At 59.7% G+C, this 11738-nt stretch carries 7 protein-coding genes; 1 reads left to right on the top strand and 6 read right to left on the bottom strand.

What is annotated here, in order from left to right:
- The first annotated feature begins 210 nt into the window (after positions 1 to 210).
- The gene (locus N902_RS0114695) at positions 211 to 696 is read left to right on the top strand and encodes a methylated-DNA--[protein]-cysteine S-methyltransferase (RefSeq protein WP_034623119.1); all 486 of its coding nucleotides are present in this window, start codon (positions 211 to 213) and stop codon (positions 694 to 696) included.
- Between the two features lie 264 nt (positions 697 to 960).
- Here the strand turns inward: N902_RS0114695 and N902_RS0114700 are convergent, their stop codons facing one another.
- The 6 genes from N902_RS0114700 to N902_RS0114725 form a co-directional block, all read right to left on the bottom strand.
- Positions 961 to 2034: a phosphotransacetylase family protein gene (locus N902_RS0114700; protein WP_027371513.1), complete on the bottom strand. Its 1074-nt coding sequence runs from the start codon at positions 2032 to 2034 to the stop codon at positions 961 to 963.
- Positions 2035 to 2231: 197 nt separating this feature from the next.
- Positions 2232 to 5888 (bottom strand): pyruvate:ferredoxin (flavodoxin) oxidoreductase, encoded by a 3657-nt coding sequence (gene nifJ, locus N902_RS0114705; protein ID WP_027371514.1) that lies wholly within the window; start codon positions 5886 to 5888, stop codon positions 2232 to 2234.
- Positions 5889 to 5988: 100 nt separating this feature from the next.
- The gene (gene ldhH / locus N902_RS0114710; protein ID WP_027371515.1) at positions 5989 to 8139 is read right to left on the bottom strand and encodes an L-lactate dehydrogenase (quinone) large subunit LdhH; all 2151 of its coding nucleotides are present in this window, start codon (positions 8137 to 8139) and stop codon (positions 5989 to 5991) included.
- Positions 8140 to 8310: 171 nt separating this feature from the next.
- On the bottom strand, positions 8311 to 8949 hold the full coding sequence (locus N902_RS0114715; protein ID WP_034623122.1) for a LutC/YkgG family protein: 639 nt from the start codon (positions 8947 to 8949) through the stop codon (positions 8311 to 8313).
- 9 nt (positions 8950 to 8958) lie between these two features.
- Positions 8959 to 10290: a (Fe-S)-binding protein gene (locus N902_RS18225; RefSeq protein WP_051564643.1), complete on the bottom strand. Its 1332-nt coding sequence runs from the start codon at positions 10288 to 10290 to the stop codon at positions 8959 to 8961.
- Position 10291: 1 nt separating this feature from the next.
- Positions 10292 to 11677, bottom strand: coding sequence for an FAD-binding oxidoreductase (locus tag N902_RS0114725; RefSeq protein ID WP_027371517.1), 1386 nt, complete (start codon positions 11675 to 11677; stop codon positions 10292 to 10294).
- Positions 11678 to 11738: the final 61 nt, after the last annotated feature.

The raw sequence follows: 11738 nt of genomic DNA on the forward strand, positions 1-11738 counted from the left end.
ATCATGCACGTGAGTGCCGGGTTTCCCCCTTTTGGCGGGACCAAGAAAATGTACGGGCCTGCCGCTCACGGCACACAGAAGAGACGGCAAACTCTTATGTAGGCAATTCCACTTTCTGTGTCCAGGAGCCCAATTTTTTTTAGAAAGGTAAGAGTTTCAAGGAGTCAGGCGAAATCAGGTGGGTGGTCACTCCGGGAGAGGTTTGGAGAAATGACCGGCTATATGTGTCATGTGGACAGTCCCCTGGGATGCATCGTGTTGACCGGGACCCGGAACGGGCTGAGCAAAATAACATTTCAGTCCACTTCCCCTCCAGCCCGGAATGCCCCGGGCCCGGGGTATATGCAGGAGGCCAGAAAACAGCTTCTGGAGTATCTGCGCGGGGAGCGGACCAAGTTCGCCGTCCCCCTGGATATTCAGGGCACGCCCTTTCAGCTTCAGGTCTGGCAGGCTTTGCAGGAGATTCCGTACGGACATACAGCCTCCTACGCAGATATAGCCGCCAGTATAGGCAATCCCCGGGCCTGCCGGGCAGTAGGCGGGGCAAACAACACGAACCCGGTGCCGATTGTCATCCCCTGTCATCGGGTCATCGGACGCAACGGCCGGCTGGTGGGCTATGGAAGCGGTGTGTGGCGCAAGAGGCTTCTTCTGGAACTGGAAGGACGTACTCTACAACAGGACCCGGGATTATAAGCCCGGGTCCTGGACACACAAAATATACGGCAAACTTTACAATTTCACAGTCGGCATCAAAGAACCATAAGCCCGTACTCTCAGGGGGGGTGTGTTATCTGATGCGCCTGCAAAAAATATGTTTTTGCAGGCAGTGTTAAGTTTTAAGTTGAGAGTTTTAAGTGAAATCAAATGGTTGCAAATTTTAATTTGTGCGTTTAACCCTAGTCTTCGACTTTTTGCAGTTGAGTCGTATCTGGAAGCCTCTGGGGGCATGCCACGCAGCTAGGAATCGCGAATGCCCAAAGCAGTGGTGATGGTGTGATAGTCGAGGATGGAGTTGACCAGATCGATCCCGTGCTTGATCTTGACCGTGTCCCGAAGCTTGCTGCTCTCCAGGATCGTCTCCATCCGCTTGGCGACGGTGTAGGTATCGTCTTTGACCACAATCAGGGGCACCCCCAGGACCTCGGACCTGGAAAGAATGATGTCGTTGGGATACAGGTTCCCGGTCAGGATCAAGCAGGGGCATTTGCCTTCCAGGGCCACGAGCTGCAGGTCGGATCTGTCCCCTCCGACCAGGACGGCGGAGTTTCTCCGTTTTTTGAAGTGGAGCATGAAATTTTCCACCTGCATGGTCCCGATGAGGAAGTTTTCGACGATGGAGTCCTGCTTGCCGGGGACGGAAATAATCTTGCCCCCCAGGCGCTGGGCCAGATCGCCGACCCGGATGGCATTGAGCAGGTTGTCTTCTGGGATGGATCCGAGCACCGGAATGCCCTTGCGCTCCAGCATGGGGGCTATCTGGTCCCGGACTTCCTTCATCTGGGGCTCGGGAACGCAGTTAAAGACTGCCCCGATCATGTCCGTTCCCACCAGCTCCTTGGCGCTGATGATGTAGTCGTAATAGAACTCTTTGATAAAGCGGTCGATGAGTAGAACCTTGGCCCCCAGGGATTTGGCTACATCCAGACCGGCCACGTTGCAGTACTTCCCGGCGTGCAGAAAGCTGCCCGAGCCGCAGATGAGCATAATGTCCACTTCCCGGCTCAAGGTGGAATAGGCGGAGACGATCTTGCTCAGCAGGTCCGGACATCCTTGGCTGAATGCCTGTTCGCGCAACTCTTCAGTGACCAGAACAGGGGTAACCAGCTCCAGGTCCTGGCTCAGCCCCAGAGCGTCCTGAATGAAAAAGGCATCTTCGTCGCCCATCCTGTTCTCCATATCCCGGGGCAGGGTTCCGATGGGCTTCATATAGCCCACACGGTATCCCTGAGCTTGAAACTTGGAGCCCAGGGCCATGGCCAGGAGATTCTTTCCGGCGAATCCAGACGTTGAGCCGATATACAGTCCAGGCATTCTTTCCTCCTTTTTTCCTGCCCGCACTCTGTGTCAGAGCACACAGGGTGTAAATGCGAGACGGGAATGAATGACGCAGATGCATTCTATCCGCTCATGCCTGTTTTGTCATTGGTTTTTCAAGCTGGAAAAAGAAAAGGGGAAGGCCGGCGGCCTTCCCCTTGGACAGTCTCGTTCATCTCAGACGTCTGGGCGCGCTATGAGCTTGCCCGTCCGTCGTCGCAGGCTTCCCCTGAATCAGGCCTGGACTGCTCCGGGACGTCTTTGATCTGGCAGTGCTCCGTATCCTGGCCCTCTCCGCCTCCGGAGCTCTCCGGGGAAGGGGAGGAGACCTGGATCGGCTCTTCGTTGGCCATCCGGCGCAGGATCTCGTACCGCTCGTTGATATCCACCTCGATCTGGGCCCGCAGGACCTTGGACTCTTCCGGGAAGGTCCGCTCCAAGAGGTTGTAGCGGTTTTCTCCGCTCAAGAACTCCTGCAGGGTCCCGTCCGGGGCCTTGGAATCCAAGGTGAAGGGGTTTTTCCCTTCCCGGGACAGAAGCGGGTTGTACCGGTACAAGGGCCAATAGCCGCTCTGAACCGCCAGCTTTTCTTCCTCCTGACTCTTGCCCATGCCCTTCTTGATTCCTTGGTTGATGCACGGGGCGTAGCAGAAGATGATGGACGGACCCGGATAGGCCTCGGCCTCGGTAAAGGCCTTCATCAGCTGTTGCTTGTTGGCCCCCATGGATACGGAGGCGACGTAGACGTAGCCGTAGGTCATGAGCATCCGGCCCATGTCTTTCTTGATCGTCTTCTTGCCTGAGGCGGCAAACTTGGCGATGGAGCCCATGGGCGTGGCCTTGGAGGCCTGGCCGCCGGTGTTGGAGTAGACCTCGGTGTCCAGGACCAGGATGTTTATGTCCTCGCCGGAGGCCAGGACGTGGTCCACGCCGCCGTAGCCGATGTCGTAGGCCCATCCGTCGCCGCCGAAGGACCAGACAGACTTTTTGGTCAGCATGTCCTCAAGCCCCCAGATCTCATCCAAAAGCGGGGTGGGAGGGGTCTGGATCAGCAACTGCTTGACCAGGTCCCCGTATTTTTTCGAACCCTCGGCCTCATCCTTGTGCTCCAGCCACTTGGTCATGGCCTCCTTGAGCTCCTGCGGGATATCGGTCTCAACGGCCTGGCGGACCAGGTCGGCCAGCTTGTTTCTGCGCTGGGTGACCCCAAGGAGGATGCCGTAGCCGAACTCAGCCGAGTCTTCAAACAGGGAGTTGCCCCAGGTCGGACCGTGCCCTTCCTTGTTCGTGCAATAGGGTACGGAGGGAGCCGTTCCACCCCAGATGGAGGTGCAGCCAGTGGCGTTGGCAATGAGCATCCGCTCTCCGAAAAGCTGGGTCAACAGCTTGACGTACGGAGTCTCTCCGCATCCGGCACAGGCCCCGGAGAACTCAAGAAGAGGCTGATGGAGCTGCGAGCCCTTGACCGAGTTGCGGGACATGATGTCGTCCTTGAAGCTGACCGTGGTGGAGAAGTCGTAGTTGGGAACCTGCTCCTTGGTCTGGGTGTGCAGGGGCTTCATGACCAGGGCCTTGTCCTTGGCCGGACAGATGTCCGCACAGTTTCCGCATCCCTGGCAGTCCAGAGGATTGACCTGGATGCGCAGGTGATAGCCCTTGAGGTCCTTGCCTTTGCCCTCAATAGTTGCAAAGCCCTCTGGAGCGTTCTGGCGTTCCTCCTCGGTGAGCAGGACCGGGATAATGGCTGCGTGGGGGCAGACAAAGGCGCACTGATTGCACTGAATGCAGTTTTCCGGGATCCATTCCGGAACATTGATGGCCACGCCGCGTTTTTCGTATTTGCTGGTCCCGACAGGCAGGGTCCCGTCCGGCTCAAAGGCGCTGACCGGGAGCTCATCCCCCTTCAGGGACAGGATGGGCCGCATCACGTTCTGGACGAACTCCGGTTCGTCGGCATGGGCCAGAGGCGTGTCCGTGGCTTCGGCCCAGGAGGACGGATACTCGATGGGCACGATGTTTTCTATGGACTGATCAACAGCTGAAATGTTCATGTTGACCACTTTGTCGCCCTTCTTGCCGTACGTCTTGCGGATGGAGTCCTTGAGCAGGTCCATGGCGGTTTCAAAGGGCAAAACCTCCGCCAGCTTGAAGAAGGCGGTCTGCATGATCATGTTGATCCGTCCGCCCAGGCCGACATCGGAGGCGATCTTCACCGCGTCGATGGTATAGAACTTGAGGTTCTTCTGGGCGATGGACCGTTTCATGGATGCGGGCAGGTTCTCCTCCAGGGCCTGGACCGAGGTCCAGGGGGAGTTGAGGACGAAGGTCCCGCCGTCCTTGATCCCTTCCAGGACGTCGTATTGGTTGACGTACGCCGGCTGATGGCAGGCCACGTAGTCGGCGGCATTGACCAGGTAGGTGGACTGGATGGGCTCTTTGCCGAACCGGAGATGGGAGACGGTGTACCCGCCGGACTTCTTGGCGTCGTAGGAAAAATAGCCCTGGGCATAGAGCTCTGTGTTGTCCCCGATGATCTTGATCGCGCTTTTGTTGGCGCCCACGGTCCCGTCTGAGCCCAGACCCCAGAACTTGCACTGGACAGTGCCTTCGGGCGTGGTGTCGGCAAAGGAGGGATCCACGTCCAGGGAGCTGCGGGTCACGTCGTCGGTGATGCCCACGGTGAAGTGCTTTTTCGGTCCGGCAGAGGTCATATTGTCGAAGACTGCCTTGACCATGGCCGGGGTGAACTCCTTGGAGCCCAGGCCGTAGCGGCCGGCACTGAGCACGGGGATCTCTTCCCGCTCCATGAAAGTGGTGCTTATATCCTGATACAGAGGATCGCCCAGCGCCCCGGGTTCCTTGGTCCGGTCCAGGACGGTGATTCGTTCGGCGGAGGCCGGAAGGACCCGCAGAAAGGCCTCGGGAACGAAAGGACGGTATAGGCGGACCTTGATCAGACCGACCTTTTCATTCTGTTTATTCAAGTGGCGGACCACTTCCTCAATAGTGTCGCAGGAGGAACCCATGGAGACCACGACCCGGCTGGCATCCGGGTGGCCCACATAGTCGAAAAGCTTGTACTGGCGGCCGGTGAGCTTGGACACCTTTTTCATATTGTCTTCGACGATGGCCGGAAGCTGTTCGTAGAACAGGTTGGCCGCTTCCCGGTTCTGAAAGAAGATGTCCGGGTTCTGATTCGTGCCCCTAAGGTGGGGATGCTCGGGATTCATGGCCCTGGAGCGGAACTCTTCAATTGCCTCGTAATCGACCAGCTCGGCCATGGCGTCGTAATCTATCAGTTCCACCTTCTGGATCTCGCTGGAGGTCCGGAAGCCGTCAAAGAAATTGATAAACGGCAGGCTGCCCTGAATGGAGCTTAGGTGGGAAACCAGGGCCAGGTCCATGACTTCCTGGACCGAGGCGCCGGATAGCAGGGCGGTTCCGATCTGGCGGCAAGCCATGACGTCGGAGTGGTCGCCAAAGATGGACAAGGCATGGGTTGCAACGGCCCGGGCGGAAACGTGAAAGACACCTGGCAGCAGCTCGCCGGCAATCTTGTACAGATTGGGGATCATGAGCAGCAGGCCCTGGGAGGCGGTGAAGGTGGAGGTCAAGGCCCCGGCGGCCAAGCTGCCGTGGACTGCCCCGGCGGCTCCGGCTTCAGACTGCAACTCCCGGATGGACACCGTTTGCCCGAAGATGTTCTTGCGGCCTTGAGAGGCCCATTCGTCGGCCACTTCGCCCATGGAGGTCGAAGGGGTGATGGGATACAAGGCCGCTACGTCGCTCAACGCATAGGCGACATGCGAGGCGGCGGTGTTCCCATCAATGGTTTGCGTCTTTTTGCCCATAGCATACTCCTGACTGATGTGGTGGATCCGTTGGATCCGTTTGTATTTTCAGGCCGGCATACTAATGCCAAAATGTACCAAGGTCAATGTACAGGCCGTATTAGCGCATTTGGCGGGTCAATGCCTCCACTGTGTGCAGGACCTCCAGCTTGCCCTGCCGCCTGGCTGCCGTTCCCCGCAGCTGCATGATACACCCGGGACAGTCCGTGGCCAGGATGCGGACCCCTTCCTGTTCCAGCCTGTGCAGCTTGGTGTTCACTATCTCCCCGGACACCTCGGGGAACTTGAGGGAGTAGGTCCCGCCCAGGCCGCAGCAGGTCTCTTCCTCCGGAGTGGAGACGTACTCAAGGCCCGCCTGCTGGAGCAGCTCACGCGGACCGTGGGTGACTCCCATGCCCCGGCACAGGTGGCAGGGAGCATGGTAGGCGGTGCGGACCCCGGTGTTTTGGAACATGGCCTTTGCAGGCCGCAGATAGGTGTGCACAAAGGAGCTGAAGTCGATGATCTTATCCCCGAACTGGCGGGCCTTGACCCGGAGGCCGGACTCCTGGTCCAGAAGCAGGGGATAGTTTTCCTGCAGATGGGAGCCACACGAGGCGCACAAGGTCAAAATAAAGTCCACTTCGTTGGGATCAACGGCATGTATATTATGCCTGGCGACCTGAGCGGCGGCCTCTTTCTCCCCGAGCATAAGCAGAGGAAGGCCGCAGCAGCCCTGGTCCCGGGCAAAGCTGACCTCCACCCCGTGGCGGGTGAGGAACTCCACCGCCTGGACCAGCTGCTCGGGGTAGACGAAGTCCTGCAGGCAACCGGTAAACAGCCCCACTTTATATTTGGGATGGGAAACCGCGGTGTCCAGCTTGGGCCACTGGTCCCGGAACGCCTTGGGGGCCAGGGCGGGCAGGGCTTTGAAGTCGTATTCCTCAGCCAAAAGAAAATGGGGCAAATGGCGGAGAAAGGGCCCTTTCTGGACCGGCTTCTGACCCAGCTTTCCGGCCCGGAGCATGGTGTGGAACAGCCGGCGATGGGTGAGGACATGGGCGGCGGCGGTATTGATCAGGGGCTTTTTGCCCTGGCTCTGAATCAGGACCTGGACTTCCTTGATCAGGCGGGGCAGGTCGATGCCAGCCACGCAGACATCCTTGCAGGCCTGACAGTTCAGGCAGTTCTGAACCAGATTGGCGTCCGCCTTCAGGCCGTGGAAGAAATAGGTCAGGATCAGGCCGATGGCTCCGATATAGATATGTCCGTACCGGTGTCCGCCGACAAGACGGTAGATGGGGCAGACATTGGCGCAGGCCCCGCAGCGCACACAGCGCAGGGCCTGGGAAAAGATCGGATCCTGGGCCAAGGCTCTGCGCCCGTTGTCCAGAAAGACCACGTGTATCTCTTTGCGGCCCTCAGGTCCGGGGGCGCATTCCACGGCCCCGGTGATCCAGGTCACATAGGAGGTGATAGCCTGGCCGGTGGCGTTTCTGGGCAACCCCTGTAGAATGGTCAGGGCGTCGTCCAGGCTGGGCAGAAGCTTGTCCAGGCCCAGCAGGGCGACATGGACCCGAGGCAGGGTGGTCACCAGTCGCCCGTTTCCTTCATTGGTCACCAGCCCCAGGGTCCCGCTCTCGGCTATAGCGAAGTTGGCCCCGCTGATGCCCATGTCCGCATCCACAAAACGCTGTCTGAGCTCCCGCCTGGCCACCTTGACCAGGGATTCGATGTCCGTGCCCTGCTCCCTGCCGGTTACCTCGGTGAACAGGCGGCTGACCTCGTCCCGGGAGAGATGGATGGCCGGCATGACCATGTGCGAGGGACCCTCGTTCCGAAGCTGGATGATCCATTCGCCCAGGTCGGTCTCGGTCACCGTCAGCCCGTTTTCTTCCAAGGCATGGTTGAGCAGGGTCTCCTCCGCAGTCATGGACTTGGACTTGACGATGTTGGTGCACTTGGACTTTCGGGCAATGCGGGCGATGATCTCGTTGGCCTCCCGGTCCGTGGCCGCAAGATGAACGTGCACCCCGGCCGCTTCGGCCTGGGCCTTGAACTGAGCGAAGAGCTCGTCCATATGCTGCACTGCCCAGTCCTTGCGCCGGCCGATATCGGCAACCAGTTCCGAGACGTCCCTGCCGGCAAAGGCCTTGGTCCTCCCGGTTGGATAGGCCCGAGCGAAGTTATCCAGGGCCTGGCGTTGAAACTCCTGATCCAGAGCCTGTTTCAGCTCCTTGCGGTATTCTTTGAGCGTGTCGGCTGTCTGCATAATAGATATCCTTTACAGGCTATTTTTGGTTCTTCGACGTAGCCTGTGGATTTTTGGAGTTTGCCATCTCTTCTGTGTGCCCACTTTCGGCCCGGTATTTTCTAAACCCCACCAAGGGGGGGGCTGCCCCCTCCCGGCACTCAGGTGCAGGTCACTGCTTGTCGAAGAGTCCTATGCATTATCCTCGATAATGTAGATGTGCACGTCCAGCGGCCCGTGTACACCCAGGGTCAAAACCCGCTCGATGTCCGCGGTCCGGCTGGGGCCGGTAATAAATGAAGTGTAATTGGGCGGTTTGCCGAAATCCGCGGCCAGGGCCTGGTTCAATGCCGCAGTATCAGGCACAATCCCTGTCGCCGGAAGAAGAACGGCGTGGATCTCGCTGATCATCCCGGCCAGGCGGACGTCCTCCAGACTGGAGTTCAGGACCGCGGTTCCGGTCTCGGCAATGCCGTACTCCGCCCAGGTCAAGCCCACATCTATGCCTCCGAGGTGGGAGCGGAGTCCGGTCTGGATAAGCTTGATGGACTCCTTTTTGCACCGAGAGGTCAGTGCCTCCAGATCCCGGGGGGCGAGCCCGGGGGCGGCCATGATCTTGGACCAGTCCTTGAGAGAGCAGAGATCAGCCGCGGCTTCGGACAGATCCTGCTCGCATCCGGTGGCCAGCGGGGTGCAGGCTTGCTTGGCTGCGCAGCTCTGAACCACCTGGTCCAGGGCCTGCTCCAGGTCAGGGACCCGGATCACCTGAGCGGCGGAGGCTTCAGCCTTTTCCACGAAGGTCTGCAGGTACGACGGGTGTTCTGGATCCATGTCCGCTCCTTATGCTTGGCCCGGATTCCGGGCAGAGCCCGTGTCGGCCCGGATGCCCTGGGCGTAGATTTCTATAACGTGCTTGACCCGGATATCGGCGCCAGCCTTGGACAAGAGGTCGGTTATCTGCATCATGCAGGCCGGACAGCAGGTGGCCACCGTATCCGCTTTCGTCTGCAGGATGGATTGCCGCTTGACCTCTCCTATCTTTGCGGACAGCTCATAGTGCTGGAGGTTGAAGCTCCCCCCCATGCCGCAGCAGCGGTCGGCATCGGCCATCTCAACAAGTTCGAATCCAGGAGCTGCGGAAATCAGGGACCTGGGCTCTGCGGCCAGACCAAGGGATTTCTTCAGGTGACAGGGGTCGTGATAGGTGACCGTCTCTGTTTCGGATTGTGCTTTCTGGACAGGCCCGGGGGCAAAGGAGCCGGCTATGAACTGGCAGATATCCATGGTTTTGTCGGCCAGGGCCTGGATTCGTTCCCGGTCCCGCTCCGGGTAGTCCTCGGCCATCAAGGGCCAGATCTTTTTGATGGTCGCGGTGCAGGTGGCGCAGGGAGTGATCAGGCAGTCCACCTCCCGGCCGGCGAAGAGGTCCAGGTTGTCCCGGACCAGGCGGTCGTATGTCTTCCGGTCTCCGGAGGACAGGGCGGGAATCCCGCAGCAGACTTGTCTGGAGGGCATATAGACACCCACCCCGAAGTGCTCAAGGACCGAGAACGCCGCCTCGGCTACCCTGGGGAAAACCTTGTCCACCAGGCAGCCGGGATAAAAGGCGATCTTCAGGCCGCTTTGGCCTCTGGGGGTGTCCACTTCCCCCATCTTTTTGTGCCAGGAGGTCTTGGCCAAGGGCAGAAAGTGACGGTCCCCCAACAGGGGGGACACGAATCTGGCGCAGGAGGTCCCCAGGGTCTCGCTGACCGGCTTGGCGAACATCTTCTGGAATTTGGGGGCCAGGTCCAGAACCGCATTGAACAGGGTGGGATTGGCCAGCATGCCCCGGAAAACGGCCCTTTTGGCCGGGGAAAGCCCCAGGTAGCCGGTGATGACGGCCCGGGCCTGGAGAAAGATGTCCAAGACCTTGACCCCGCTGGGGCAGCTTGCTGCACAGGACCCGCAGAGCAGACAGCGGTCCAGACGTTCCTTGACCGCCTGCGGGTCGCGCAGGATCTCTCCGGCCAGGTTCTCGACCAGAGCGATCTTGCCCCGGGCGACGTCGGTTTCCCGACCGGTCTGAGCATACAAGGGGCATGCCGCCTGGCACATCCCGCACTTCATGCAGGTCACCATCTGATCGTCGAGCTTTTGCAGGCTCTTGGCCAGTTCGTGGATATCGGCCATATCAGCCCCCGATGATCTTGCCCGGATTGAGGATTTCATTCGGATCCAGGGCTTTTTTCAGTTTGCGGGAGTAATTCAGGGTGGCGGCAGTGACCTCCTTGGCCATGAAGTGGCGTTTGGCCAATCCGATGCCGTGCTCCCCGGACAAGGTCCCTCCCAGATCCAGGGCGGTGTTGAAGATCTCTTCAATGGCCTGATCCACCCGTTCGAACTCAGCCTTGTCCCTCCGGTCGGTGAGAATGGTCGGATGCAGGTTGCCGTCCCCGGCATGGCCGAAAGTGCCGATGGTTAGATCATACTTGGTTCCGATATCCCCGATGGCCCGGATCATGGCCGGGATCTTGCTCCGGGGTACTGTGGCGTCCTCCAGGACCGTGGTCGGCTTGAGCCGGGCCAGGGCGGGCAGGGCGTCCCGGCGGGCCTGCCATATGGCGTCTTTCTCGGCCTGGGTGCCGGCGACTTGAATCTGGGTGGCTCCCAGTTTGGTGCACAGGTCCCGGACTTTTTCAGCTTCCTCCTCCACCTGGACCGGATGACCGTCCACCTCAATGAGCAGCAAGGCCTTGGCTTCTGTGGGCAGGCCTGCATGTCGGAACTCCTCAACGGTCCGGATAGTGAACTGATCCAAAAACTCCAGGGTGCAGGGCACGATCTTGTGGGCGATGATGGCCGAGACCGCCTCCGAGGCCTTGTCCACGGAATCAAAGACGGCCATCATGGCCTGACTGGCCTGGGGCGGAGGGATGAGCTTGAACGTAATCTCGTTGAAGACGCCCAGGGTCCCTTCGGAGCCGACCATCAGCCCTGGCAGATTCAGGCCGGTGACGCATTTCACGGTCCGTCCTCCGGATTGGATCAGCTGCCCGTTCACATCGAAGAAATCCACCCCCATGACGTAGTCCTTGGTCACCCCGTACTTCAGACCCCGCAGCCCGCCAGCGTTCTCGGCCACGTTGCCGCCCAGGGTGGATACGCTCTGACTGCCCGGGTCCGGAGGATAAAAAAGCCCCTTTTCGGCCACGGCCTGGGCAAAAGGGGCGGTGATCGCACCGGGCTGGACCCGGGCGTAGAGATCTTCGGTGTTGATCTCCAGGATTTTGTTCAGCCCGTTGGTGACCACGACCACCCCGTTTTTCTTGCTGGGGATGGTCCCGCCGCTTAAGTTTGTCCCTGAACCGCGAACGGTCAGAGGGAGCTGATTCTCGTTGCACAGACGAACCGCATGACCCAGGGCCTCGCTGGTTGTGGGCCGTACGACCAGCTCCGGGATCACGGGGTCCAAAACGGCCGAGTCATAGGCATAGACCTGTCGGTCGGCCTCCTCGGTCATTACGTTCTCCGCCCCCAGAAGGGACTGGAACTCTTTGATCAGGCTGGATGATGCCATATTCCATGCTCCATGGATAGGCGCCGGCCATGGCCAGGAGATGGCCGGCGCATTTCAGGAA

Origin of the sequence: Desulfovermiculus halophilus DSM 18834 (assembly GCF_000620765.1) — a bacterium.
GTDB lineage: Bacteria > Desulfobacterota > Desulfovibrionia > Desulfovibrionales > Desulfothermaceae > Desulfovermiculus > Desulfovermiculus halophilus.